Origin of the sequence: Rhizobium sp. PvP014 (assembly GCF_017876855.1) — a bacterium.
Classification (GTDB): Bacteria; Pseudomonadota; Alphaproteobacteria; order Rhizobiales; family Rhizobiaceae; genus Neorhizobium; species Neorhizobium soli.
In genome coordinates this window covers 1,054,267-1,078,144 of the sequence record NZ_JAGIOT010000002.1, presented here as the reverse complement: position 1 = coordinate 1,078,144, position 23,878 = coordinate 1,054,267, and the positions used below count along the sequence as shown (strand labels likewise).

24 protein-coding genes and 1 tRNA gene are annotated in these 23,878 nt (G+C 59.6%); 14 read left to right on the top strand and 11 right to left on the bottom strand.

Going from position 1 to position 23,878, the window contains the following annotated elements:
- Window positions 1-44: 44 nt before the first annotated feature.
- A complete protein-coding gene (locus tag J3A65_RS09875) occupies window positions 45-653 on the bottom strand; it encodes a GNAT family N-acetyltransferase (protein ID WP_209900958.1) in 609 nt (202 codons plus the stop codon).
- Window positions 654-1,090: 437 nt separating this feature from the next.
- The gene (gene tyrS / locus J3A65_RS09870) at window positions 1,091-2,344 is read right to left on the bottom strand and encodes a tyrosine--tRNA ligase (RefSeq protein WP_113110551.1); all 1,254 of its coding nucleotides are present in this window, start codon (window positions 2,342-2,344) and stop codon (window positions 1,091-1,093) included.
- Window positions 2,345-2,611: 267 nt separating this feature from the next.
- On the opposite strand from tyrS, the gene J3A65_RS09865 reads away from it, so the two are divergent.
- Complete coding sequence (locus J3A65_RS09865; protein ID WP_348635817.1) at window positions 2,612-3,754, top strand: GGDEF domain-containing protein; 1,143 nt, start codon at window positions 2,612-2,614, stop codon at window positions 3,752-3,754.
- A 56-nt stretch (window positions 3,755-3,810) separates the two neighbouring features.
- Here J3A65_RS09865 and J3A65_RS09860 read toward each other — a convergent pair whose 3' ends face one another.
- On the bottom strand, window positions 3,811-4,488 hold the full coding sequence (locus tag J3A65_RS09860) for an alpha/beta hydrolase (protein ID WP_062456717.1): 678 nt from the start codon (window positions 4,486-4,488) through the stop codon (window positions 3,811-3,813).
- Between the two features lie 255 nt (window positions 4,489-4,743).
- Between J3A65_RS09860 and J3A65_RS09855 the strand changes: the two genes are divergently transcribed.
- The 7 genes from J3A65_RS09855 to sufA all read left to right on the top strand — a co-directional run bounded on the left by J3A65_RS09855 (window position 4,744) and on the right by sufA (window position 11,816).
- On the top strand, window positions 4,744-5,910 hold the full coding sequence (locus J3A65_RS09855) for a cysteine desulfurase family protein (protein WP_209900954.1): 1,167 nt from the start codon (window positions 4,744-4,746) through the stop codon (window positions 5,908-5,910).
- Window positions 5,911-6,057: 147 nt separating this feature from the next.
- A complete protein-coding gene (gene sufB, locus J3A65_RS09850; RefSeq protein WP_113110548.1) occupies window positions 6,058-7,527 on the top strand; it encodes a Fe-S cluster assembly protein SufB in 1,470 nt (489 codons plus the stop codon).
- A gap of 63 nt (window positions 7,528-7,590) precedes the next feature.
- Window positions 7,591-8,346, top strand: a complete 756-nt coding sequence (gene sufC / locus J3A65_RS09845) for a Fe-S cluster assembly ATPase SufC (RefSeq protein ID WP_113110547.1) — start codon at window positions 7,591-7,593, stop codon at window positions 8,344-8,346.
- A 20-nt stretch (window positions 8,347-8,366) separates the two neighbouring features.
- Window positions 8,367-9,650, top strand: coding sequence for a Fe-S cluster assembly protein SufD (gene sufD / locus J3A65_RS09840; RefSeq protein WP_209900951.1), 1,284 nt, complete (start codon window positions 8,367-8,369; stop codon window positions 9,648-9,650).
- A gap of 33 nt (window positions 9,651-9,683) precedes the next feature.
- Entirely contained in the window at window positions 9,684-10,928 is a 1,245-nt protein-coding gene (locus tag J3A65_RS09835) for a cysteine desulfurase (RefSeq protein ID WP_209900949.1), read from the top strand.
- Between the two features lie 16 nt (window positions 10,929-10,944).
- Entirely contained in the window at window positions 10,945-11,319 is a 375-nt protein-coding gene (locus tag J3A65_RS09830) for an SUF system Fe-S cluster assembly protein (protein ID WP_062456735.1), read from the top strand.
- Window positions 11,320-11,423: 104 nt separating this feature from the next.
- A complete protein-coding gene (sufA, locus tag J3A65_RS09825) occupies window positions 11,424-11,816 on the top strand; it encodes a Fe-S cluster assembly scaffold SufA (RefSeq protein WP_209900947.1) in 393 nt (130 codons plus the stop codon).
- Between the two features lie 57 nt (window positions 11,817-11,873).
- On the opposite strand, the gene J3A65_RS09820 is transcribed toward sufA, so the two are convergent.
- From J3A65_RS09820 to J3A65_RS09810, 3 genes are read right to left on the bottom strand one after another with little or no spacing between them, the layout of a single operon-like run.
- Complete coding sequence (locus tag J3A65_RS09820; RefSeq protein ID WP_062456741.1) at window positions 11,874-13,079, bottom strand: ABC transporter permease; 1,206 nt, start codon at window positions 13,077-13,079, stop codon at window positions 11,874-11,876.
- Entirely contained in the window at window positions 13,060-13,797 is a 738-nt protein-coding gene (locus J3A65_RS09815; RefSeq protein WP_192086450.1) for an ABC transporter ATP-binding protein, read from the bottom strand. Before J3A65_RS09815 ends, J3A65_RS09820 begins: the two co-directional genes overlap by 20 nt.
- A complete protein-coding gene (locus J3A65_RS09810) occupies window positions 13,797-15,083 on the bottom strand; it encodes an efflux RND transporter periplasmic adaptor subunit (RefSeq protein WP_209900945.1) in 1,287 nt (428 codons plus the stop codon). Before J3A65_RS09810 ends, J3A65_RS09815 begins: the two co-directional genes overlap by 1 nt.
- A gap of 203 nt (window positions 15,084-15,286) precedes the next feature.
- On the opposite strand from J3A65_RS09810, the gene J3A65_RS09805 reads away from it, so the two are divergent.
- Window positions 15,287-15,547 carry a DUF2171 domain-containing protein gene (locus tag J3A65_RS09805; RefSeq protein WP_062456750.1) on the top strand — a complete coding sequence of 87 codons (261 nt, stop codon included), beginning with the start codon at window positions 15,287-15,289 and terminating at the stop codon, window positions 15,545-15,547.
- Between the two features lie 67 nt (window positions 15,548-15,614).
- Here the strand turns inward: J3A65_RS09805 and J3A65_RS09800 are convergent, their stop codons facing one another.
- Window positions 15,615-15,794: a hypothetical protein gene (locus tag J3A65_RS09800; RefSeq protein ID WP_174196627.1), complete on the bottom strand. Its 180-nt coding sequence runs from the start codon at window positions 15,792-15,794 to the stop codon at window positions 15,615-15,617.
- 77 nt (window positions 15,795-15,871) lie between these two features.
- Window positions 15,872-15,997 (bottom strand): hypothetical protein, encoded by a 126-nt coding sequence (locus J3A65_RS23470; protein ID WP_256413796.1) that lies wholly within the window; start codon window positions 15,995-15,997, stop codon window positions 15,872-15,874.
- A gap of 237 nt (window positions 15,998-16,234) precedes the next feature.
- Between J3A65_RS23470 and J3A65_RS09795 the strand changes: the two genes are divergently transcribed.
- On the top strand, window positions 16,235-18,010 hold the full coding sequence (locus J3A65_RS09795) for a type I secretion system permease/ATPase (RefSeq protein WP_209900943.1): 1,776 nt from the start codon (window positions 16,235-16,237) through the stop codon (window positions 18,008-18,010).
- 8 nt (window positions 18,011-18,018) lie between these two features.
- Window positions 18,019-19,314 (top strand): HlyD family type I secretion periplasmic adaptor subunit, encoded by a 1,296-nt coding sequence (locus J3A65_RS09790; RefSeq protein WP_062580782.1) that lies wholly within the window; start codon window positions 18,019-18,021, stop codon window positions 19,312-19,314.
- Between the two features lie 31 nt (window positions 19,315-19,345).
- Here the strand turns inward: J3A65_RS09790 and J3A65_RS09785 are convergent, their stop codons facing one another.
- Window positions 19,346-19,591 (bottom strand): DUF982 domain-containing protein, encoded by a 246-nt coding sequence (locus J3A65_RS09785; RefSeq protein ID WP_062458038.1) that lies wholly within the window; start codon window positions 19,589-19,591, stop codon window positions 19,346-19,348.
- A 100-nt stretch (window positions 19,592-19,691) separates the two neighbouring features.
- Window positions 19,692-19,767, bottom strand: a tRNA-Lys gene (locus tag J3A65_RS09780).
- Between the two features lie 216 nt (window positions 19,768-19,983).
- Here J3A65_RS09780 and J3A65_RS09775 point away from each other — a divergent pair.
- Both J3A65_RS09775 and J3A65_RS09770 read left to right on the top strand, forming a co-directional pair.
- Window positions 19,984-20,736, top strand: a complete 753-nt coding sequence (locus J3A65_RS09775) for a cytochrome c biogenesis CcdA family protein (RefSeq protein WP_062456760.1) — start codon at window positions 19,984-19,986, stop codon at window positions 20,734-20,736.
- Window positions 20,737-20,779: 43 nt separating this feature from the next.
- Entirely contained in the window at window positions 20,780-21,742 is a 963-nt protein-coding gene (locus tag J3A65_RS09770; RefSeq protein WP_209900942.1) for an AEC family transporter, read from the top strand.
- Here the strand turns inward: J3A65_RS09770 and J3A65_RS09765 are convergent.
- On the bottom strand, window positions 21,719-22,921 hold the full coding sequence (locus J3A65_RS09765) for a UbiH/UbiF family hydroxylase (RefSeq protein ID WP_209900940.1): 1,203 nt from the start codon (window positions 22,919-22,921) through the stop codon (window positions 21,719-21,721). The genes J3A65_RS09770 and J3A65_RS09765 overlap by 24 nt on opposite strands.
- A 215-nt stretch (window positions 22,922-23,136) precedes the next feature.
- Between J3A65_RS09765 and pcsA the strand changes: the two genes are divergently transcribed.
- Window positions 23,137-23,865 carry a phosphatidylcholine synthase gene (pcsA, locus tag J3A65_RS09760; RefSeq protein ID WP_062456769.1) on the top strand — a complete coding sequence of 243 codons (729 nt, stop codon included), beginning with the start codon at window positions 23,137-23,139 and terminating at the stop codon, window positions 23,863-23,865.
- The last annotated feature ends 13 nt before the right edge of the window (window positions 23,866-23,878 follow it).

The window sequence follows — 23,878 nt, the reverse complement described above, 5'->3', positions numbered from 1 at the left end:
GATATCACCCTGAATAAAAGGCGGTTTCGAATTTCTCGCTTCACTTAGGATTTCTGCGGTAAATGCTTGCCCATCAGAATCCATTCTCCCGGTTCATCTGAACCAGGAAACGGGAAAAATGGCCGTCTGCTCCATTCGGTAAAGCCACTTGCCTGATATAGGCCATATGCTTTCGCGTTGAAGCTGCCAACCATGAGCGTCAGACGGTCGCTTCCTGCAGATCGGGCCACGCGCTCCGCTTCTACCAGCAGTGCCTTCCCGAACCCCTTACCCTGGAATTCTTGGTAGATCGCAGCGGCAGAGATATACCACGTCCCGGCAGCCAGTGCTTTCAACTCGTTGAGCGGTTTTACGACCTCCATGTTAGGAGCTGGACCGGATATGTCTGGAATTATATACCCGTTTAAAGCACCAACGCTCTGGCCTTTATGTTCGGCGATACGCCAATTCGTGAAGTGGGTAAAATGACCCTCGTCATTGCGGATAACGTTCCGGCCGATCTCGCACGCCGATTCTCCGGGAGAAGCCATGTTCCCCCACAGGAATGAGGTCAGTCGGCGTGTTGCCATGTCCGCGAAAAGAACGAGATGGGCACAATCTTCTTGGGTTGCGCTGCGAAACTTGATGGGCATAAGGGCTGGCGTCGAGGTCATGCTTGCTCCCTGATTTGAGGGTTCAGACAACAAAAAACCTGCCGACATAGGGGTGGGCAGGTTCCGGGAAGTCCCATGATGGTGGGGAGGGCTATCCCTCCGGAAACTCACGCCACCGCAGAATCAACACGCCACGCTGCACAGTCATGCAGCGTCGGCGTCGGATGATGTTTGCGGAGCCAGTGTTCATGATGGTGAGAATGTTCGAGCTTGCAAAGAAGGTCAATAGCCGCTGATCGGTGCCATCCTCGGCAACGGACGAGACCGTGGACTGATCGGCATCACCTTCAAGCTCGAAGGCGTCTTCGACAAGCCGAAACTGACGATCAATCCGCTGTCGATCATCGCACCCGGCGTGTTCCGACAGATCTTCGAGTTCCAATAAAAAAAAGGCCCTGCGAACGAGGCCTTTTCATTGTTCTGCAGACCGCTGGCACTCAGGCCGGGCGGACGAGGATATGCTTCTTCTTGCCGAGAGACAGCTTGATCACGCCGTCGGCCGTAACGTCGCCGGTGCCGATGACGGCGCGTTCGTCCGAGACCGCCGTATCGTTGATGCGCACGGCGCCACCCTGAATATGCCTGCGAGCTTCGCCGTTGGAGGCTGCAAGGCCTGCCTTGACGATCAGTGCCAGGAGGCCAAGACCAGCCTCCAGTTCCGACGATGCGACGTCGATCGACGGCAGGTTGTCGGCGAGCGCACCTTCCTCGAACGTCTTGCGGGCGGTTTCAGCCGCTTGTTCGGCATTGTCGCGGCCGTGCAGCATGGCGGTGACTTCCGTCGCGAGGATTTTCTTGACCTCGTTGATTTCCGAACCGGCAAGTGCTGAGAGGCGGGCAATCTCGTCCATGGGCAGCGTGGTGTAGAGCTTCAGGAAGCGCGAGACGTCCGCGTCCTCGGTGTTGCGCCAGTACTGCCAGAAGTCATAGGCCGACAGCATGTCCGGGTTGAGCCAGACCGCGCCGTTCATGGACTTGCCCATCTTGGCACCCGACGATGTCGTCAGAAGCGGCGAGGTGAGAGCGTAGAGCTGCGGTGTCCCCATGCGGTGACCAAGGTCGATCCCGTTGACGATATTGCCCCACTGGTCGGAGCCGCCCATCTGCAGGCGGCAACCGTAGCGCTGGTTGAGCTCCACGAAATCATAGGCCTGAAGGATCATGTAGTTGAATTCGAGGAAGGACAACGACTGCTCGCGGTCGAGGCGCGTCTTGACGCTGTCGAAGGACAGCATGCGGTTGACCGAGAAATGACGGCCAACATCGCGCAGGAATTCGAGGTAGTTGAGATCGCGCAGCCAGTCGCCGTTATTGATCATCAGCGCATCCTTCTGACCTTCGCCGTAGCTCAGGTAGTTGGAAAAGACGCGCTTGATGGAAGCTATATTGCTTTCGATCGTGTCGATCGTCATCAACTGGCGCGCGTCATCCTTGAAGGATGGATCGCCGACCATGCCGGTGCCGCCGCCCATCAGGGAGATCGGCCGGTGGCCGGTCTGCTGCATCCAGTGCAGCATCATGATCTGGATGAGGCCGCCCGCATGAAGGCTTGGTGCCGTCGGGTCAAAGCCGATATAGGCCGTCACGGTTTCCTTGGCGAACAGTTCGTCGAGACCCGATTCGTCGGAAATCTGGTGAATGAAGCCACGCTCATTGAGCGTGTGGAGGAAATCGGACTTGAACCTGGACATCTTACTTCTCTGTGGATGCGTTTTTTGTCTTGAGAGCCGGCGTCTAGCACTGTTTTGGTGGTTTATCACTCCAAAAATGCAGCGAAATGCGCTTGCACTTATCTGTGACTCGCCGTCATGGTTCATTAATCTTTTGTTTTCTGCCAAGCCACTAAGGTGAAGGCAGGACTGCGGCATTCCTTATTTTCTAAATGCATTGTTGGGTTGATGAACGGGGCAGTTTTTTTCCTGGGGGTGAATTTTGTCGTCGCGATATGTTTCTGTATCGTGTTTGCGGTTGTTTCCACCCGCAGTCGGTCGCGCGTTGCCGCGCTTTGGTTCGGGGCCGGGTTCGGCGTCGCTTCACTGGCCGCTGTTTGCGAGATTGCCGTCGCCTATCTGCCCTTTCCGCGTCCCTGGGCGATCGGAGCTTTTGCAACCGTTCTCGGTGGCATGATTTTCCTGCTGTTCGGCATTGGCAGTCTCTATGACGTTCGCATCAACCGTCGACTTGCCGGATTGATGTTCGCCGTCAGCTCGTTCGGAAACGTCTTCGTCTATGATCTGCGGCCCGGCACGCCGCTTCACGCATTTTCCTACCAGACTCCGTTTGCCCTGGTTATCCTCGCAAGCGCCGGCGTGGTTCTGCAGGCTTTGTTGCGCTCGAACCGGCAACTGCTGATCGACAAGGTCGTGTGCGCGCTTCTTGCGGTCACAGGGGTTCATTTCATTGCGAAGGCCGCACTTGCGATCGCCGTTGGTGCCGGGTCCGTCGCGACAGATTATATCCGCACCGACTATGCGCTGATCTCCCAGAGCCTGACGGCTGTTCTGATGGTCGCGGTCGGCCTGACCCTGCTGTCGGTGCTGGTGCTCGAAATCATGGCCGATGAACGCAGCGTGTCGGAAAGCGACGCTCTGTCGGGTCTTGCAAACCGGCGCGGCTTCGAGCGCCGGGTGAGATCCGCGATCGCGACGTTTCCAAAAGGACCGCATGCGGTGGTTTTATGCGATCTTGACAGGTTCAAGACCATCAATGACACCTATGGGCATCATGCCGGGGATATGGTGATCCAGAGTTTCGGGACCTTGCTTTCCTCGTGCGCGCCAAAAGAAGCAATCGTCGGCCGGATGGGCGGCGAAGAGTTCTCCGTGTTCCTTCCCAACACGCCGATGGACGTTGCGCTGATGGTGGCTCAGGCTCTGAGGGGCGGCACGATGGCGATGTCGGTGGCGGGTCTGCCACCCACCTCAAGGATCACGGCGAGTTTCGGCGTCGCCAATCTCACCAGCCCCGACGCGCTCGACGAAATGTTCCGGCAGGCGGATGTGGCGCTCTATGCCGCGAAGCGGGCCGGCCGTAACCGGGTTCATGAAGCGACGTCAGACGATGGGCGTCCGCGTGCGGCACATGTGCGACCGGTCAACTGAAGATACGAAAATGGCCGCAAACGCGGCCATTTTTGTTTCTTCGATGCACAGTAGAATTAGCGGATGCGCTTGGCAGCCGGCTCGGGGACGAGTTCGCCATTGAGGCGGCGATCGAGGTAATCCTCGCATTCGCCCATCAGCGTTTCGGTCTGACCGTTGAAGAAGTGGTTGGCGCCCTCGATGATCTTGTGCGTGATGAGGATACCCTTCTGGGTCTTCAGCTTCTCGACGAGGCCGTTGACGTCCTTTTCAGGCGCAACCCTGTCTGCATCGCCGTTGATGATGAGGCCGGAGGAGGGGCAGGGCGCCAGGAACGAGAAGTCGTAGATGTTCGGCTGCGGCGCAACGGAGATGAAGCCTTCGATTTCCGGGCGGCGCATCAGAAGCTGCATGCCGATCCAGGCGCCGAAGGAATATCCGCCGACCCAACAGCTCTTGGAATCCGGATGCAGGCTCTGGACCCAGTCGAGTGCCGAGGCTGCGTCGGACAATTCACCGGCGCCGTGGTCGAACTCGCCCTGGCTGCGTCCGATCGAACGGAAGTTGAAGCGGAGCGTCGTGAAACCGCGCTTCTGGAACATATAGAAGAGCTGGTATACGATCTGGTTGTTCATCGTGCCGCCGAACTGCGGGTGCGGATGCAGGATGATGGCGATCGGCGCGCTCTTTTCCTTGGAAGGCTGATAGCGGCCCTCCAGGCGGCCTGCAGGGCCGTTGAAAATCACTTCGGGCATCGGTACTCCGGTCGGTCAAACGTGATCTGATGCCAGACTGGGTTGCTATCCACGGTTCATCCGTCGAGTTTGACTTGACGAAGCCGCTCAGCTTTTCTAAAACCCAGTTTAGAACCATTCGAAATTGGGGCCGCCTTGGCAGCGCCCGATGCGATGTCTCTTAAGGCAAGCGTGGCCGGAATTTCAAGAAAAATGCGGCCTGCGGCAACCCTAGATGAGACCCAACGGTAATTAGGGACGGAATCTGATCAGGCAATGGCGTTGAACCGCACCTATCTCGACTGGAACGCGACCGCGCCTTTGAGCGCGCCGGCGCGTGCCGCGATGCTGGAGGCCCTTCAGCTTCCCGGCAACGCATCGTCGGTGCATGGTGAGGGCCGGTTGTCGCGCGCGGCCGTCGACAAGGCGCGGCGCCAGGTTGCGGCCTTGGTCGGTGCAGATCCAGCGCTTGTGACCTTTACCAGCGGTGCGACGGAGGCCTCGAACCACGTTCTGACCCCTGACTACCGGATGGGCCGTTCGCCCCTCGCGATCGGCGCTCTCTACGTTTCGGCGATCGAGCATCCCGCGATCCGGGAAGGTGGCAGGTTTGATCCTGTCCAGGTGATCGAGATACCGGTGACGCCCACAGGCATCGCGGATCTTTCGGCTTTGGAAACCCTGATGGCGGCGCATGACCATTCTCTTGGCCTTCCGATGGTTGGGCTGATGCTGGTCAATAACGAGACCGGCGTGATCCAGCCGGTGGCGGAGGCTGCGGAGATCGTCCACAGGCATCGCGGGCTTCTGGTCGTCGATGCGGTGCAGGCCGTCGGTCGTATCCCGGTCGATATCACCAGGCTTGATGCCGACTTCATGGTGATCTCGTCGCACAAGATCGGCGGACCGAAGGGCGTCGGCGCCCTGATTTCGCGCGGCGAAGTTCTGATGCCGAAGCCGCTGATCCGGGGTGGCGGGCAGGAGAAGGGTCACCGTTCGGGGACCGAGAATTTTCACGCGATCGTCGGCTTCGGCGCGGCGGCTGCGGCGATGAGCGAAGACCTCGATGATCGCAATGCCGGTATCGGCGCTTTGCGGGATCGGCTTGAGGGCGAGATGCGCAAGGCTGCTGCCGATGTGATGATCCATGGCGCGGACGTTCCCCGCGTTGGCAATACCTGCTTCTTCACGCTGCCGGGGCTGAAGGCGGAAACGGGTCAGATCGCTTTCGATATCGAAGGCATCGCGCTTTCTGCCGGTTCGGCCTGCTCTTCGGGCAAGGTCGGCGAGAGCCATGTGCTGACGGCGATGGGCCGGGATCCACAGCTTGGTGCGCTGCGCATCTCGCTCGGTCCCGACACGACAGACGAAGACATTACGCGTGCGGTTGCGGCTTTTGCCAAAATCGCATCCCGTCGCAAGGCACAAGGCGTTGCGGCGTGACAGCGCTCTAATTTGTGCGAGCGCAACTTTCTACTTGCCTAAAGGTGTGAAAACCGCCTTTTGGCGCCTACATACGGGAGGAACAAAGCCTCCCGGAGACATGACAGAATTGCCGGAATTTGAACCGGCAAGATTTGGAGAATGAACATGCCAGCTGTCCAGGAAACAATCGATCAGGTCCGTGGGATCGATATCGATCAGTACAAATACGGCTTCGAAACCATCATCGAAGTGGACAAGGCGCCCAAGGGCCTTTCGGAAGACATCATCCGCTTCATTTCCGCCAAGAAGCAGGAGCCCGAATGGATGCTGGAATGGCGTCTCGACGCCTACAAGCGCTGGCTGACGATGGAAGAGCCGACCTGGGCACGCGTCGATTATCCCAAGATCGACTTCAACGATCTCTATTACTATGCCGCGCCGAAGACGACGTCCGGTCCGAAGTCGCTCGAGGAAGTCGATCCCGAGCTGCTGCGCGTTTATGAAAAGCTTGGCATTCCGCTGCGCGAGCAGGAAATCCTTGCGGGCGTCGACAAGCCGCGGGTTGCCGTCGATGCTGTGTTCGATTCCGTGTCTGTTGTCACGACCTTCAAGAAGGAACTTCAGAAGGCCGGCGTGATCTTCATGTCGATCTCGGAAGCCATTCGCGAACATCCGGATCTGATCAAGCAGTATCTCGGCACCGTCGTTTCGGCCACCGACAACTATTACGCCACGCTGAATGCTGCGGTGTTTACCGATGGTTCGTTCGTGTTCGTGCCGAAGGGCGTTCGCTGCCCGATGGAACTGTCCACCTACTTCCGTATCAACGAGAAGAACACCGGCCAGTTCGAACGCACGCTGATCATTGCCGAGGAAGGCGCTTACGTGTCCTATCTCGAAGGCTGCACGGCGCCGCAGCGTGACGAGAACCAGCTGCATGCCGCAGTGGTTGAGCTCGTTGCTCTCGACGATGCCGAGATCAAGTATTCGACGGTTCAGAACTGGTACCCGGGCGATGCCCAGGGCAAGGGCGGTATCTACAACTTCGTCACCAAGCGTGGCGACTGCCGCGGCCACCGCTCGAAGATTTCCTGGACTCAGGTCGAGACCGGTTCGGCGATCACCTGGAAATACCCGTCCTGCATCCTGCGTGGTGATGACAGCCGCGGCGAGTTCTACTCGATCGCCGTGTCGAACGGTCACCAGCAGATCGATAGCGGCACCAAGATGATCCACCTCGGCAAGAACACGTCGAGCCGCATCATCTCGAAGGGGATTTCGGCCGGCGTTTCGCAGAACACCTATCGCGGCCAAGTCTCTATCCACCGCAAGGCTGAAAACGCCCGCAACTTTACCAACTGCGATTCGCTGCTGATCGGCGACAAGTGCGGTGCGCATACCGTGCCTTACATCGACGTGAAGAACTCGTCGGGCCAGATCGAGCACGAAGCGACGACCTCGAAGATCTCCGACGACCAGAAGTTCTACGTCATGCAGCGCGGCATTCCCGAAGAAGAAGCGATAGCCCTGATCGTCAACGGCTTCGTCAAGGATGTCATCCAGCAGCTGCCGATGGAATTTGCGGTCGAAGCGCAGAAGCTGATCGGGATTTCGCTCGAAGGCTCCGTCGGCTGATCGACCTGTCATTTGAATAGCGCGCCTGGCGCGTCACTAAAGAGTATCCGGAAAGATAGACCTATGCTTGAGATCAAAAACCTGCATGCACGCATTGCCGAAGACGGCACCGAAATCATCCGTGGCCTGAACCTGACCGTGAAGGCTGGCGAAGTTGCTGCCATCATGGGGCCGAACGGTTCCGGCAAGTCGACGCTGTCCTACATCCTGTCGGGCCGTCCGGATTATGAAGTCACCGAGGGAGAAGTTCTTCTGAACGGTGAAAGCATTCTGGAGCTCGATCCGGCGGAGCGTGCCTCCAAGGGCATTTTCCTCGCCTTCCAGTATCCGGTCGAAATCCCGGGCGTCGCCACCATGCAGTTCCTCAAGGTGGCCATGAACGAGCAGCGCAAGGCGCGCGGCGAAGCCGAACTGACGACGCCGGACTTCATCCGTCGCGTCAAGGAAGCCGCTGCCGAGCTGAAGATCGACATGGACATGCTGAAGCGTCCGCTCAATGTCGGTTTTTCCGGCGGCGAGAAGAAGCGCGCGGAAATCCTCCAGATGGCGCTGCTCGAGCCTTTGCTCTGCGTGCTGGATGAGACCGATTCCGGCCTCGACATCGATGCGCTCAAGATCGTGGCAGATGGCGTCAATGCGCTGAAGTCGCCGGATCGTGCGACGATCGTCATTACCCACTACCAGCGCCTGCTCGACTATATCGTGCCGGATACGGTCCACGTTCTCTACAAGGGCCAGATCATCCGCACCGGTGACAAGGCGCTGGCGCTCGAACTCGAGGCCAATGGCTACGCGGACATCATCGGCAGAGCAGCCTGAGACGCGGGAAGGAATTTGGCATGAACATGCAAATGAATCAGCCCGTCCGGCTGACGGCCGCCGAAACGGCGCTCGTTGAGGCTTTTGCGGCCCAGGTCGGCGAATTGCCGGGTAACGGTGCTGTCACGGGAACCCGCGATCGTCTTCTCGACGATCTGAAGCAGTCGGGCCTGCCGACGCGACGTATCGAGTCATGGCACTATACGGATCTGAAGAACCTGCTGCGCTCGGTTCCAGAGCGTGTAGCCGGCGGCGTTTCGGTTCAACCGGTCGCGCCGCTGGTCGAAGGGGCTAAGATCCTGTCGATCGTTCAGGGCGTAGCGGACAACCGCGCGACGATCGATGGCGTCGAGCTTTCGGTCTTCAGGGACCAGCTCGCCGATGGTTCGGCCGTGGCTGGGCTTGCGGCTTTCGACAAGGACGACGCGATCGGCCGCATCAACGGCAGCTTCGTGCGTGACGGCTTTGCGCTCTCCGTACCGGCGGATGTCTCGGTCGAGCAGCCCATCGAGCTTCAGGCGGTTCACGGCGCCGGTCAGGTCCACACGCGGTTTCCGGCTGTGTTCGGAGCCCGGTCCAAGGCAACGATCATCGAGCGTCACTGCGCGGTGACTGAGGATGCGGCACTCGTGTCGTCGATCAGTGACCTGACACTGCAGGACGGTGCTGAGATCACCTGGATCATCCTCCAGACGCAAGGGGCTGACGACACCCATCTCGGTCAGATCCGCATATCGCTCGGTACCGATACCAAGCTGCGACTGTTCATCGTCAACGCCGGCGGCAAGCTGGTGCGCCAGGAGCTTCGCGTCGACGTTCAGGGCGAGGGATCGGAGTTCACGCTGCGTGCCGTCAACCTGCTCGGTGGCGATACCCATACGGACGTGACGATGGTTCTCGGCCATAACGTTCCGCATACGAGCTCCACCGAAATCATCCGCAACGTCCTGTTCGACAAGGCAAGCGGTGTGTTCCAGGGCATGATCAAGGTCGCCCCGGACGCGCAGAAGACCGATGCGAAGATGGCGTGCAACACGCTTCTGATGTCCGACGACGCCGATTTCTCGGTGAAGCCGGAGCTGGAAATCTTTGCCGACGACGTGATCTGCGGCCATGGCGCCACGGTTTCCGATATCGACCGCAACCATCTCTTCTACCTGATGGCGCGCGGCGTACCTGAAAACAGGGCCCGTGCCATGCTGGTCAACGCCTTCGTGGCGGAGATTGTCGAGGAACTGGAAGAAGAAAAGCTCGTCGAGGCGCTGGAAGGCGTCATCTCCGACTGGCTCGAAAAGCACGCCTGATTTTCAGGTGTGTCTCATAAAATGAGGCATGACATGGACCAGATCACCCCTGCGACAGCTTACGACGTCGAAGCGATCCGGAAGGATTTCCCGATCCTTTCGACCATGGTGCATGGCAACAAGCCGCTGGTCTATCTGGACAACGGGGCTTCTGCCCAGAAGCCGCAGGCCGTGATCGACGCGATCGCACATTCCTACTCGAACGAGTATGCCAATGTGCATCGCGGCCTTCACTACCTCTCCAACACGGCAACGGATGCCTATGAGGGCGCGCGCGAAAAGGTGCGCCGCTTTCTGAACGCAGGTTCCGTCGACGAGATCATCTTCACCAGCAACTCGACGGCGGCGATCAACACCGTCGCCTATGGTTACGGAATGCCGCATATCGGTGAAGGCGACGAGATCGTCATCACCATCATGGAGCACCATTCCAACATCGTGCCATGGCACTTCATTCGCGAACGCCAGGGCGCGAAGATCGTCTGGATCCCCGTCGATGACGACGGCGCGTTTCATCTCGATGACTTCGAAAAGGCGCTGACGGACAAGACCAAGCTGGTCGCCATCACGCATATGTCGAATGCGCTCGGAACGGTGGTTCCGGTCAAGGAAGTCTGCCGCATCGCCCACGAGCGCGGCATTCCCGTTCTCGTCGACGGCAGCCAGAGCGCCGTCCATATGCCAATCGATGTTCGCGATATCGACTGCGACTGGTTCGTGATGACCGGCCACAAGCTCTACGGCCCCTCGGGCATCGGCGTCCTCTACGGCAAGGCGGACCGTCTGAACGAGATGCGGCCGTTCATGGGCGGTGGCGAGATGATCATCGACGTGGCCGAAGATTTTGTTACCTACAACGATCCGCCGCACCGGTTTGAGGCCGGGACACCGCCGATCGTTCAGGCGATCGGTCTCGGTCATGCGCTGGACTATATGGACAAGGTCGGGCGTGATGCGATTGCAAGGCACGAGGCGGATCTGACAGCCTATGCCACCCAGCGGCTGAGTGCGATCAATTCGCTTCGGATCATCGGCAATGCGCCGGGCAAGGGCGGGATCTTCTCGTTCGAGCTTGCCGGCATTCATGCGCATGACATCTCCATGGTGATCGACCGGCGCGGTGTGGCGGTGAGAGCCGGCACCCATTGCGCCATGCCGCTCTTGAAACGCTTCGGCGTTACCTCCACATGCCGTGCATCCTTCGGCATGTACAATACCCGCGCCGAAGTGGATGCGTTGGCCGATGCGCTCGACTACGCCCGCGATTTCTTTTCCTGAAGGACTTTTGAAGGCCATGGACGACCAGATACCGAAATGGGATGCCCGCGAGGGGATCATCCAGTCCGCCATTCCCGAAGACGAGGTGGCGCGGCTTTCCGACGACATCGTCGCGGCGTTGAAAACCGTCTATGACCCGGAAATTCCGGCCGACATCTTCGAACTCGGATTGATCTACAAGGTCGATATCGAGGACGACCGGATGGTGAAGATCATGATGACGCTGACAGCGCCCGGTTGCCCGGTTGCCGGCGAAATGCCGGGCTGGGTGGAAAATGCCGTCGGCGCCGTCGAAGGCGTGTCCGGCGTAGAAGTCGAGATGACGTTCGATCCGCCGTGGACGCCGGAGCGGATGTCCGAAGAGGCGCAGGTCGCCGTCGGATGGTATTGATCGGTTAAGGCACCGGTACTAAGTTGGACTCACGAGACGTACTCTCGAAACACCAGGTCTAGAAACACCGGGCCTTGAACCCGGTCGTGGAAGGAAAGAATGCCATGGGCTTTGCTGTCATGACGATCACAGACGCTGCGGCACAGCGCGTCAACCAGATCACCTCGAACTCCGGTCCTGATGCGCTTGGCTTGCGCGTCGGTATCAAGAAGGGCGGTTGCGCCGGCATGGAGTACACGATCGATCTCGTGACTGTGCCTGATGCCAAGGACGACCTGATCGAGCGGGATGGTGCCAAGGTGTGGATCGAGCCTTCGGCCGTTCTTTACCTGCTCGGCACCCAGATGGATTTCGAGACGACCAAGATGCGATCCGGCTTCACCTTCGTGAACCCGAACCAGACATCGGCCTGCGGGTGCGGCGAATCGGTCGAACTGAAGCCTGCGGATCTGGCGGCGCTTGCGCAGCAGCGCACCACCCAATCTCCGGCTGCCTGACGTCAACTTTTTAGACTTCAAGAAAAAGGGCCGCGAGGCCCTTTTTTATTGCGTGGATTATTCGTGGCGTAGCGCCTCGATGGGGTTGAGCTGGGCTGCCCGTCGGGCCGGGAAGTAGCCGAAGATCATGCCGATCGCGGCCGAAAAGGCGAAGGCCATAAGGATGATCGTCGGGCTGGCAACGAACGGCACCTGAAGAAAGCTGACGACGCCGTAGGCGAGTGCAAGGCCTGTTATGATGCCCGTCACGCCGCCGAAGATCGACAGCATCACGGCCTCCACTAGGAACTGCCGGAGAACCTGGCTTTCGAGCGCGCCGATCGCCAGCCGGATGCCGATCTCGCGGGTGCGCTCGGTGACCGAGACCAGCATGATATTCATGATCCCGATACCGCCGACCAAGAGGCTGACGGCAGCAACGGCGCCGAGAAGGCCTGTCAGGAGAACCGTCGTTCCCGTCATCGCCGCCGCGATTTGCGACATGTCGTTGACGGAGAAGTCGTCATCGCGTCCGATCGCGATGCGCCGCCGCTCGCGCAAGAGGCCTTCGACGTCCGACTGGACCTTGGCGGTCGAGACGCCGTCCTGGGCAGAGATAACGATGCTGGAGATCGTCGTCGTTCCCCCGATCCGCCGCTGGTGCAGTTTCAGCGGCATGATGACGGTATCGTCCTGGTCGTCGCCCATGCCGGACTGACCTTTGACCGCGAGCACGCCGACGACGGGGCAGGCGATGTTGCTGACCCGGATCAACTGTCCCACCGGGTTAGCGGCACCGAACAGCTGCTTGCGGACGGTCTCGCCGATGATGCAGGCCGCATGGCTGCCGCGATCCTCGTTCGGATTGAAATTGCGGCCGAGCGCCATATCCCAATCCTGCACGATGAAATAGTCGTTGGTGGTGCCGACCGCGCTCGACGAATGGTTGGCGCCGCCGGCGATGACCGTGGCAGTGCCGCGGTTGATGGGGGCGACGCCTCGAAGGCCGGAGACCTGCTCCTTGATCGCCAGCACATCCTTGTCGTTGAAGCGCTTGGCTTCGGTGCTTGCGCGTCCCGGTCCCCACTGACCGGGGCGGATGAACAGTGTGTTGGTGCCGAGGCGGGAGAGTTCGTCGCGGACCTTCGCAGTCGTACCATTGCCGATCGTCACCATCGCGATGACGGCGGCGACGCCGATCACGACGCCGAGGACGGTGAGGAAGGAGCGCAGAAGATTGCGGCTGATTGCCCGCCAGGCGAGCTTAGCGGCTTCCAGCAGCATGGCTTGCCCTTTCGAGATTGGGTTCGTCGGAGACGAGGTGACCATCGGTAAAGCGCAAGAGACGCGACCCGTAGGCTGCGATGTCTTCCTCATGGGTGACCATGATGACGGTAATGCCGTTGTCGCGGTTGAGCCGGGTGATCAGATCCATGATCTCGGTGCTGGTCTTGGTGTCGAGATTGCCGGTCGGCTCGTCGGCGAGAAGCACGGCCGGATCGGTGACAATGGCTCTGGCGATCGCGACGCGCTGCTGCTGACCACCTGACAGTTCCTGGGTGGTATGGCCTTCGCGTCCGGCGAGGCCGACCTGCGCCAGTGCTGCGGTTGCGCGCTCACGTCGCTCCTTATGGGCCATGCCACGATAGACGAGCGGCAGTTCCACATTCTCAACGGCCGATGTGCGGGCGAGAAGATTGAACCCCTGGAACACGAAGCCCAGCATGTGACGTCTTAGAAGTGTGCGCTGCTCGCGGCTGAAATCTGATGTCGGAACGCCCTGAAACAGAAACTCGCCGGATGAGGGGATATCTAGCCCCCCGATGATGTTCATAGCAGTCGATTTGCCGGAACCGGAGGGTCCCATGATCGACACGAATTCCCCGGCGGATATGGCAAGGTCGATCTGGTCCAGCGCCCGGATCGTCGCTTCGCCGCGCCCGTAGAACTTCGAGACCTTGTCGAATGCGATGAGGGGGGCAGGCGTGACGGCGAGGTCCATCACTGCGCCCTTGCGACGGCATCCGTCACCAGTTCATCGCCGTCGCGGATTTCGCCTGATTTCAGCACCGTGAACTGGCCATCGGTCGGCCCGGTTTCGACCGGCACGCGCTGGGCTTCACCGTTTCGAAGTACCCAGACAGTGCGCGTGTTGTTTGCTGCCTGTTCGCCACGATTGCGATTGCGCGAGGGGCGCGGCGGCGAGAACAGCCGGGAGAGGACGTTGCCGCGCTGCCGTGCGGTGGCGGCCGGCGAGTAGCGAAGCGCAGCGTTCGGGACAAGCAGCGCATCCTTGACCGACTGGACCGTGATGTCTGACGTGGCGGTCATGCCCGGCCGCAGCAGGAGATCGGCGTTGTCGACGGTCAGGATCGCCTTGTAGGTCACTACATTGGACACAGTCTCGGATGCGAACCGGACGGTCTCGATGGTGGCTGGAAAGCTCCGCTCGGGATAGGCATCGACCGAGAAGCGCGCAGGCTGGCCGTCCTTGACCTGACCGACATCCGCCTCGTCGACGGAGACCTGGAGTTCCATGCGCTTGAGGTCGCCGGCGATTGTGAAGAGGACCGGTGCATTGAGCGAAGAGGCGACCGTTGCGCCCGGATCGACTTCGCGGGTCAGCACGATCCCGTCGATCGGAGATACGATCGTCAGTTTGCCGAGATTGACCTCGGCGAGCCTCAGGCTTGCTTCGGCAGACAGGATCGCGGCCTGATTGATGTCCTTCGTCGCAACGGCCGACTCGTAGGCGTAACGCGCCGCGTCCAGATCCTGCTGGCTGGAAATGCGATTGGCGACGAGTGCCGTCAGGCGGTCGAATGAAATCTTCGCGGAAGCCGCTTCTGCCTCGGCCTTCAGGACATTGGCCTTCGCCGATGCAAGTTGAGCGCGCGCGCTCTGCACGTCCGCTTCCTGCTTGCTTGTGTCGAGTTCGAGCAGAACATCGCCGGCCTTGACCGCGCTGTTATAGGTCACGTTGACTTTCCTGACCGTGCCGGAAAGCTCGCTCGATATGTCCACCTGATCGGTCGGCTGGACGGAACCGGTTGCAGTGACAACTACCGCAAGGTCTCCGCGCTTTGCGGCCTGCGTCGTGTAATCGTATCGTGGGCCGCTGCTGCCGAAATAAGAGTAAGCCATCAGGGCTGCGGCGGCGATGAGGATGAGGAGAGGCCAGACAAACCGACGTCCACGCTTTTTCCGCTTGCCCGAAGACGCAAGGATCGCGGCGAGATCAGGCGCATCCTGTTTACGGCTGGCTGGGGGAGTGGACTGGACGTTCAATGGCTATCCTCGATGCGGTGGAAATAGCGCGAGCCGTTCCGGTCTAGCGAGGGATCGCGTCGAAACCGCGGCTTTGCAACTCTGGAACGAGGCATTCGCATGAAAGCAGCCGGTGGCCAACTTAAATGTCGGTAATGTATCGGAGGCACTGCATCGAACTTCGCGGTTGTGCGTTATGGCTGAACACACAAAGGAGAACTCAGATGATCGATGTCGCCCTTATCAAGGAACATGCGGAAGTGATCGGTGCGGACGGCGTCCACATCGGAACGGTTGACCGCGTTGAAGGAAACCGTATCAAGCTGACCAAGAAGGATAGCGGTGAGGGGAGCCATAAAGGCCATCACCATTTCATTTCGCTTGAACTCGTTGCCGATGTAGAAGGCGACAAGGTTCGTCTCTCTGCAGATGGTGACGTCGCAGTGACGTTCGAAGAAGAAGACGGCGGCAAGCCGATCCACTGAAGCAATTCAGCATGCAAAAAGGCCGGCGTTTCTGACGCCGGCCTTTTTTGTTTACGCATCAAAAATTTTAACGGGTTGGATGGGGAACCCCGAAACGCTCGGGAAGAAAAGCCGTTTCAGTCGCGGCGCCACTCAAGCGAGCGGATTTCTCGTGCGCAACAGGCGTGCTTGGAATGCCAACAAGAATTACAAAGACGGCACCAACAGCAGCTGAACAACACACCAGCAGAATATTACGCATGGTCATGCTTGCACTTCCTCTAGTGATGCGATCGCTTGAGATCGCGATGATGTAAGCCGGTCCTTGTCCTCCTTGGGAAGATCCTAGTTGGCAGCCGACAGCTGTGTCGGAGACGCGAGTATTTCCGTATCGCCAAGCGAGTGATCAGAATACTTGAACACCAGAATACTGAGGACCGAACCGATAAGAGCGACGAAGACTATTCTCATGCTGAGACTCCTTTGCCGTCAGAACGGCGGTCCTGGAGTAAGGTTCCGTAAACCAATTCGTGATAGCCGCCGATTTAAGAACTTTGCGGATTGTTGATTGACAAATGGTTTGCCCCGGCACGTCCTTGGACGAGAGCGGGGCACTTATGCCGGAGCGATCTGTCTGCCGCGCGGCTTTATTGAACTTTAAACCCGTTACGGGTAATAGGTGTGATCCCTGCATCAGGATTGCGCATTATGGCCGAAACCGCTTCGGGATCCCCACGGCAAGCCTCCAAAGATCCGATGAGCGAAGCCATTGCGCGGAGCAGAACCGGTCTCGTTGCGGTCGCGGTCGCGAGCGGACTGGTCAACGTGCTCTATCTCACCAGCTCATTCTTCATGCTGCAGGTCTATGATCGCGTCATCCCAAGCCGCAGCATCCCGTCGCTGATCGCGCTTAGCTTGCTGGCATTGATGCTGTATCTATTTCAAGGCGCATTCGAGCTTACCCGCAGCCGCATGCTGACAAGGATTGCCGGCATCATCGATGATACGATGGGGTCGCGAGTTTTCAAGATGATGCTCAAGGCGCCGATCAAGACGAAGGCGTCGATCGACGGTCTTTCGATCATGAAGGATTTCGACCAGGTCCGTTCGTTTGTCTCGAGCGCGGGGCCGCCGGCCTTTTTCGACCTGCCGTGGCTGCCGTTCTATGTCGCCATCTGTTTTCTGTTTCATCCGGTCATCGGCTATATGGCAGTCGGCGGGGCGCTCATCCTGATGGTGCTCACCTACCTCACCAATCGCAGCACGCAGGTTTCAGCCAAGAAAGTGCACGAACTGACCGGCCAGCGCAGCGCCTTTCTTTCGGCGGCACAACGCAATGCCGAAGTCATTGAGGCCATGGGCATGGCAAACGACTTCTCACGGCAATGGACTGCGACAAACGCCAACTATCGCAGCAGCTATCAGACCAATTCCGATACCTCGAACGGATACCTGTCCGTTACCAAGATTTTTCGCATCGCGCTGCAATCGGCAGTCCTCGCCGTCGGCGCGGTGCTCGTCATCGAAAACCAGGCATCCGGCGGCATCATCATCGCGTCGTCCATCCTTACCTCCCGCGCGCTTGCCCCGGTCGAGCAGGCGATTGCAAACTGGCGTGGCTTCGTTTCGGCCCAGCTGGCCTGGAAGCGGCTGCGGCATATGCTCAATGCACTGCCGGAGGCCGATATGCCTCTGTCGCTGCCCGCACCGAAGCAAAGTCTGGCGGTGGAGAGCCTTTCGAGCGGCCCGGCTGGGCTGCAGAAACTGGTGATTTCCAATGTATCGTTTACGCTTCAGGCCGGCAGCGCTCTCGGCGTGATCGGACCGAGTGCATCCGGCAAATCATCGCTCGTGCGGGCTCTGACGGCCGTCTGGCCGATCTATCGCGGCAGTGTCAGGCTGGATGGCGCAGCGCTCGACCAGTGGAGCGACGAGGACCGTGGCCGCCATCTCGGATATCTTCCGCAGGAGATCGAACTTTTTGCCGGCAGCGTTTCGGACAACATTGCGCGGTTTCGTGAAAACCCTGATGCGGCCGATGTCATTGAGGCGGCAAAGGCTGCGGGCGTCCACGACTTGATCCTGCGCCTGCCGAACGGCTATGATACCGATATTGGCTTGAGCGGTTCCATGCTTTCGGCCGGTCAGCGTCAACGCATCGGGCTTGCGCGTGCGTTGTTCGGCAAGCCGTTTCTGGTTGTTCTGGACGAGCCCAATTCCAATCTCGATTCGGAAGGCGAGGTCGCGCTGACGGACGCGATCATCGGCATCCGCAAACGCGGGGGCATCGTGATCGTGGTCGCGCACCGCCCGAGTGCGCTCGCGGCCGTGGATTTCGTGCTGATGATGAAGGACGGTGGTCTTGCGGCCTTTGGTCCCAAGGACGAGGTGCTCTCGAAGGTGCTTCGGCGCGAGAACCAGCCGAACGAGAGAAGTTCGCCGCTCAAGGTCGTCGGGGAAAGCCCGGAACAGATAAGGCAATAGGTCTCAAGATGACAACAGCCGAGCGTTCGCTGAAGCGCCATATCCTGCTCGTATCGACGTTAAGCGTGTTGCTCGTCGGTGGCATCGGCGGCTGGGCACTCAGCACGACATTGTCGAATGCGGTGGTGGCCGAAGGCAGTGTCGTGATCGAGGACAATGCCAAGAAGGTGCAGCACCTGACCGGCGGTATTGTCTCCGAGCTGCTCGTCAAGGAAGGCGCGCATGTCAAAGCGGGGGACGTCCTGCTGCGGCTGGATGGTACGTCGCTCAAGTCCAATCTCGGCATTACCAACAGCACGCTGGCACAGCTTTACGCGCGGCGGGCGCGGTTGCAGGCGGAACGCCGAGGTGAGGAGAACTTCACGGTCAAAGAAGCCGAGGCCGCGGGTATCAATTCCCAGACGAACCGCATCCTGATCGAAGGCGAACAGCAGTTCTTCCTCAGCCGTCGCGCCTCGCTCGAGGGTATGAAGAAGCAGCTCGCCGAGCGGAAGAGCCAGCTGGCCGAAGAAATTGAGGGCGCCACACTGCAGATCAAGTCGATCGACGATTCGATCGTGCTGATCGATGAGGAACACACGGCTATCAGCTCGCTCTACGAAAAGCAGCTCGTGACGATGCAGCGTGTCAACACGCTGAAGCGCCAGCGCGCCGAGCTTGACGGCAATCGCGGACGGATGATCGCGACGCGGGCGCAGGCGCATGGCCGCATCAACGAGATCAACCTGCAGATCCTGCAGCTCGACGAAGACAGGCAGACGGAAAACGCGCGTGACCTGACCGATGTCGAGGCAAAGATCGCCGAATCAGAAGAACGCCGTATCGCCATACAGGACCAGCTCGACCGTCTGGACGTTCGCGCACCGCTCGACGGTTACATCTATCAGTTGGCGCTGCACACGGTGGGCGGCGTTGCCAATCCGGGCGAGGCGCTGATGCTTCTTTCGCCGGAGACGCGCAGCCTGACGGTCGAGGCGAAGGTCGCTTTGCGCAGCATCGACCAATTGAGCGTGGGACAAAGTGTCGACATCCGCTTCAGCGCTTTCGACCAGAAGACCACGCCTGAAGTCCAAGGCAAGATTTCGTCGATCTCGCCCGATTCGGTTGTCGATCAGCGTAGCGGCGCTGCCTCCTATATCGTGCGGATTGCGCCTGATGCAGGCGATATCGCGCGGTTACAGGGCCTGTCGCTCTATCCAGGAATGCCCGCGGAGGTGTTTATCAAGGTCGCCGACCGGTCGGTCATCTCCTATCTGACCAAGCCGATGATGGATCAGATCAACCACACGTTCCGTGACGAGTGAGCGGAAAGCGACCAATAGGCAGCTATTGGTCTCAGGCGCTGACGAGAACGCCGGCTTCCTCGGCAGCAGCGACGAAGGCCGCACGGGCGTCTTCCGGCTTGCGTTTTCCACCATCCACTTCGGCGCACACGATCAGCGCACGGTCGATCAGCGGACCGTCTTCGACAGGCCAGTCCTCGATCATCGCCCAGGCCGCAGCCTGGGTCGTTTCGACTGTCGTTTCGACAGGCGGCTCGCCAATCAGGACGACGACAGGTTTTGACCAAGGGTTGTTCATCATCGGGGGAATTTCACATGATTTGATGCAGGTCGAAGACTACGGAACATCTGAAGTCCATCTTCGCCAGCGTCGAGTTTCACCACATTATCTGGATAAATGGTGAGAGCGCAGGGGTTCGAACCCTGGACCTACTGATTAAAAGTCAGTTGCTCTACCAGCTGAGCTACGCTCTCCCTAAAGACTGCCGAGGCATCCTTTGAAAGTGCGCGGAACATATGCAGGTCACTCTTTGCGGTCAACCCCGCTAGCTGTGCAAAATTGCGTTCCTAACGCTTTTCCCCGCCGCTTCGTCTGCGCGCAAAAAGGTGACTGGCTTTCCGGACGCGGCATGCTTAGGTGAAATCGATTCCACAGTGGGAAACTTCCGATCAAAACCTGCGGACCAAAACGTGTCGATTGCTGATATCTCTCTTCTGAGTGCCTTGATTGCCGGCGCTCTATCGTTTCTTTCCCCTTGCGTCCTGCCGCTGGTGCCGCCCTACCTGTGCTACATGGCCGGGATTTCCGTCGACCAGTTCCGCGACGGGCATGCGGCCGTGTCGCGGTCAAAGGATACGCGCCGCGCGGTTCTTTTGGCCGCGTTCTTCTTCACGCTCGGTTTCGCGACCGTGTTCGTTGCGCTTGGCGCCGGTGCGTCGACGATCGGTGTTCTTCTCCGGCAGCATCTCGACCTGCTCTCCAAGATCGGCGGCGTGATCATCATCATCATGGGCCTGAATTTCCTCGGCGTGTTCCGCATTGGCCTGCTTGCGCGCGAGGCGCGGTTTCATGGCGGTGGACAGCCGGCGACGCTGTCTGGCGCCTACGTGATGGGGCTGGCTTTCGCGTTCGGCTGGACGCCGTGCATCGGTCCAGTTCTCGGCGCGATCCTCGGTGTTGCCGCGTCGCGCGATACGGTGGGCGAGGGCGCCATGCTTCTGGCGATCTATTCGCTCGGTCTCGCCGTGCCGTTCTGGATCGCTGCCGGGTTCTCCGGTGCCTTCATGCGGTTCCTCACCCGCTTTCGACGGCATCTCGGTCACGTCGAGAAGGCGATGGGCGTGTTGCTGATCCTGACGGGTCTTGCTTTCATCTTCGGTTTCGTGACGTCAGCCGCGATCTGGTTCCAGCAGACCTTTCCAATCCTGATGCAAATCGGCTAACGGAACGACCTCAAGGACAACCGCGGTAAGGATTAAAGGCGGCATGGGCGACATTATCGGCTTGCTGCTACCGTTTTTCGGACTGATCCTGATCGGCTACGTGGCCGCAAAGGTCACCAAACAACCTGCCGAGGCGCTTGGATGGATGAACACGTTCATCATCTATGCGGCACTTCCTGCGCTGTTCTTCAAGCTCGTCTCGCGCACGCCGATGGAGCAACTGGCGCGGGTCGACTTCATTCTTGGCGAGATCTTCGCGACCTATCTGATCTTCACGGTGGTGTTCCTGATCGGGTTCCTGATCCGCAAGACGTCATTCGAGGACTGCACGATCCAGGCGTTTGCCGGCGCTTACGGCAACATCGGGTATATGGGGCCGGGGCTTGCACTGCTCGCTTTCGGCGAAGCTGCGGCCGTTCCGGTGGCGCTGATCGTGTGTTTCGAGAACGCCGCCCATTTCATCGTGGCACCCGCCATGATGGCAGCAGCCGGCGGCGACGGTCGATCACCGCTGGCGGTGGCGGGCGATATCGCCCGCAAGGTTCTGCTGCACCCGTTCATCATCTCGACAGCTGTCGGCTTTGCATTCGCCGCGATGGCGTGGCAGCCGGCCGAACCGGTACAGCGGCTTATCGATTATCTGGCGCAAGCGGCAGCGCCCTGCGCCCTCTTTGCAATGGGGGTGACGCTGGCGTTGAGGCCGGTACGGCGTGTTCCGGTCGAGATCGGCTACATCGCCGCCTTCAAGCTGATCGTACTGCCACTGACGACGTTTTCGGTTCTGTCGCTGATCGGCGGGTTCGAACCGGTCTGGATCTACTCGGCGACGTTGCTGTCAGCCCTGCCGACGGCCACCAATGTCTTCGTCATCAGCCAGCAATATGGCGTCTGGCAGGAGCGCGCGTCGGCGAGCATCCTGATTATCACGCTGGCCTCGGTCTTCACCCTGCCAGCGATCCTCTATCTCATCCATTCCGGTTTTCTATCTGCGGGCTTGCTTCCTTAGGCCCGAAAAGATCTCGCGCAGTCCGCGGCCCGGTTCGATGCCCTCCCGCATCATCAGATTGCGAAGAGGCGGAGCGTTCTTCAAGACCTGGAGGCCGCCGGCGCGGAGCATCTGGACGGGCAGGAAGTCCGACAGGAGTGAGCGGTTGAGCAGATCGACACCGAAGGTGCGGGTCATGATATCGGGGCGGCGGCTCCGGTTGAAACGATCGCCGATATCCGCGCCAATCGGTCTGTCCGGTTCGTCCGTCACCAGATCGCTCAGCGTGATGATGTCACGCAGCGACAGGTTGAGGCCCTGAGCGCCGATCGGGGGGAAGGCATGCGCGGCTTCGCCGACAAGTGCGACACGACCCTTGCCGAACCGGTCTGCTATCAGGCTCGAAAGAGGCCAGGCCTGCGGGGCGGCTTCGACGGTCACCTTGCCGAGCATCGACTGCATGCGGTCTTCGACGAGCTGCGACAGCTGGTCGAGATCGGTCGCCATCAATCGCTCGGCTTCGTCAGGCCGAACCACCCAGACGAGGCTGGAGCGGGAACCGGGCAGGGGAACCTGGGTGAACGGTCCGGTTTCTGTATGGAATTCCGTCGAAACGTTGTGATGCGGCACCGTGTGGGCAAAGTTCATCACCAGGGCGGACTGTGGGTAGGACCAGCGGCGGACACCTATCCTGGCGGCCTCGCGCGTGCTCGACTTGCGCCCGTCCGATCCAATGACCAGATCGACGGACATCGACGAGCCGTCCGACAAGGTAAGGCTGGCGCGATCACCGTAGAAATCAAACGCGTCGACCTGATGGGTGAACCGGATCACGTTCGGCTCAAGGTCGATCGCCTTTTCCAGCGCCGGAGACAGAGCGTTGTTGGGAATGTTGTAGCCGAATGCGTAAAGGCCGACATCCTGTGCGCGAAACTGGGTGGTGGGCGCGCGCAGCAGCCGCGTCGTGCCGTCGACGATCTGCATGATCGACAGCGGTGCTGCCGAGGGTGCGATGATATCCCATAGGCCCAGTCGATCCAGCAGGCGGATGGATTGATCCATCAGCGCGGTCGTGCGCCCATCGTCTCGCTCGGATGCCGGCGAAATGAGCGCGACTTTGCGGCCGGCTCGACCAAAAGCCAGCGCCGCTACCGATCCTGTCAGGCCGCCGCCAACGACGGCAATTTCGAACTCGTGCATCTGTCACCTCCGGAGCCATTCGCTCTCACCGTATTTATAGAGTGCTGGCCGTAATTCCAGCCGTAGCAGCGTCAGATTCGGCACGCGCTGCCCACGAGGGATCGAGAGAAATCCTGGTTTTCCCGGTCATAATCAGGTGTGCGCCGGCATGCGCAGTTGCAAACGGGGACAATTGGCCGCATATCTCGCAGGCTTCACGGAAAGGCGGGGGACGCGTGTTCAGGCGACTATTCAATTATCGGAACGTCCCTTACGCGGAAATCCGGGCTTTCTCCGTGCATCTCCTGACGGCGTCAGGCTCGTTCCTGGCATTCCTCGGTGTCGTGGCTGCGGCAGAACATCGATTTGTCGACATGTTCTGGTGGCTGGGGCTGGCACTTCTGGTTGACGGGATCGACGGGCCGATCGCGCGCAAGGTGCATGTGAAGGAAGTCCTGCCGAACTGGTCGGGCGATACGCTCGACAATATCATTGATTACGTGACTTACGTTCTCCTGCCGGCCTTTGCGCTTTATCAAAGTGGAATGATCGGCGAACCCTGGTCATTCGTTGCGGCCGGCGCCATCGTCGTTTCGAGTGCGATCTATTATGCCGACATGGGCATGAAGACCGACGAGTATTTCTTCTCCGGTTTCCCGGTCGTCTGGAACATGGTCGTGCTGACGCTGTTCGTCATCGATGCCAGTGCAACGACGGCCATGATCGTGGTCTCCGTATCCGTGGTTGCCACTTTCCTGCCGATCAATTTCCTCCATCCGGTGCGCGTCAAGCGCCTGCGGCCGCTCAATCTCGGGATCTGCCTGCTCTGGTGTGCTCTCGCCGGCTACTCGCTGCTTCTGCATTTCCAGTCGCCGGACTGGCTCGTCTGGGGCGTCGTGATCAGCAGTCTTTATCTCTATTGCATTGGCGGCATCATGCAGCTTTTTCCAGGTCTTGGAAAATAGCTGCGTTTTTTCG

What these genes read in the sequence shown, in the direction of transcription:
- sufA (WP_209900947.1), top strand. Translation starts at nt 11,424, where the DNA reads ATGGGCTTTGCTGTCATGACGATCACAGACGCTGCGGCACAGCGCGTC.
- J3A65_RS09860 (WP_062456717.1), bottom strand. Translation starts at nt 4,488, where the DNA reads ATGCCCGAAGTGATTTTCAACGGCCCTGCAGGCCGCCTGGAGGGCCGC.
- tyrS (WP_113110551.1), bottom strand. Translation starts at nt 2,344, where the DNA reads ATGTCCAGGTTCAAGTCCGATTTCCTCCACACGCTCAATGAGCGTGGC.
- J3A65_RS09785 (WP_062458038.1), bottom strand. Translation starts at nt 19,591, where the DNA reads ATGAACAACCCTTGGTCAAAACCTGTCGTCGTCCTGATTGGCGAGCCG.
- J3A65_RS09855 (WP_209900954.1), top strand. Translation starts at nt 4,744, where the DNA reads ATGGCGTTGAACCGCACCTATCTCGACTGGAACGCGACCGCGCCTTTG.
- J3A65_RS09800 (WP_174196627.1), bottom strand. Translation starts at nt 15,794, where the DNA reads ATGACCATGCGTAATATTCTGCTGGTGTGTTGTTCAGCTGCTGTTGGT.
- J3A65_RS09820 (WP_062456741.1), bottom strand. Translation starts at nt 13,079, where the DNA reads ATGCTGCTGGAAGCCGCTAAGCTCGCCTGGCGGGCAATCAGCCGCAAT.
- J3A65_RS09815 (WP_192086450.1), bottom strand. Translation starts at nt 13,797, where the DNA reads ATGGACCTCGCCGTCACGCCTGCCCCCCTCATCGCATTCGACAAGGTC.
- J3A65_RS23470 (WP_256413796.1), bottom strand. Translation starts at nt 15,997, where the DNA reads ATGAGAATAGTCTTCGTCGCTCTTATCGGTTCGGTCCTCAGTATTCTG.
- J3A65_RS09765 (WP_209900940.1), bottom strand. Translation starts at nt 22,921, where the DNA reads ATGCACGAGTTCGAAATTGCCGTCGTTGGCGGCGGCCTGACAGGATCG.
- sufD (WP_209900951.1), top strand. Translation starts at nt 8,367, where the DNA reads ATGAACATGCAAATGAATCAGCCCGTCCGGCTGACGGCCGCCGAAACG.
- J3A65_RS09875 (WP_209900958.1), bottom strand. Translation starts at nt 653, where the DNA reads ATGACCTCGACGCCAGCCCTTATGCCCATCAAGTTTCGCAGCGCAACC.
- sufC (WP_113110547.1), top strand. Translation starts at nt 7,591, where the DNA reads ATGCTTGAGATCAAAAACCTGCATGCACGCATTGCCGAAGACGGCACC.
- J3A65_RS09790 (WP_062580782.1), top strand. Translation starts at nt 18,019, where the DNA reads ATGACAACAGCCGAGCGTTCGCTGAAGCGCCATATCCTGCTCGTATCG.
- sufB (WP_113110548.1), top strand. Translation starts at nt 6,058, where the DNA reads ATGCCAGCTGTCCAGGAAACAATCGATCAGGTCCGTGGGATCGATATC.
- J3A65_RS09770 (WP_209900942.1), top strand. Translation starts at nt 20,780, where the DNA reads ATGGGCGACATTATCGGCTTGCTGCTACCGTTTTTCGGACTGATCCTG.
- J3A65_RS09830 (WP_062456735.1), top strand. Translation starts at nt 10,945, where the DNA reads ATGGACGACCAGATACCGAAATGGGATGCCCGCGAGGGGATCATCCAG.
- J3A65_RS09835 (WP_209900949.1), top strand. Translation starts at nt 9,684, where the DNA reads ATGGACCAGATCACCCCTGCGACAGCTTACGACGTCGAAGCGATCCGG.
- J3A65_RS09795 (WP_209900943.1), top strand. Translation starts at nt 16,235, where the DNA reads ATGGCCGAAACCGCTTCGGGATCCCCACGGCAAGCCTCCAAAGATCCG.
- J3A65_RS09805 (WP_062456750.1), top strand. Translation starts at nt 15,287, where the DNA reads ATGATCGATGTCGCCCTTATCAAGGAACATGCGGAAGTGATCGGTGCG.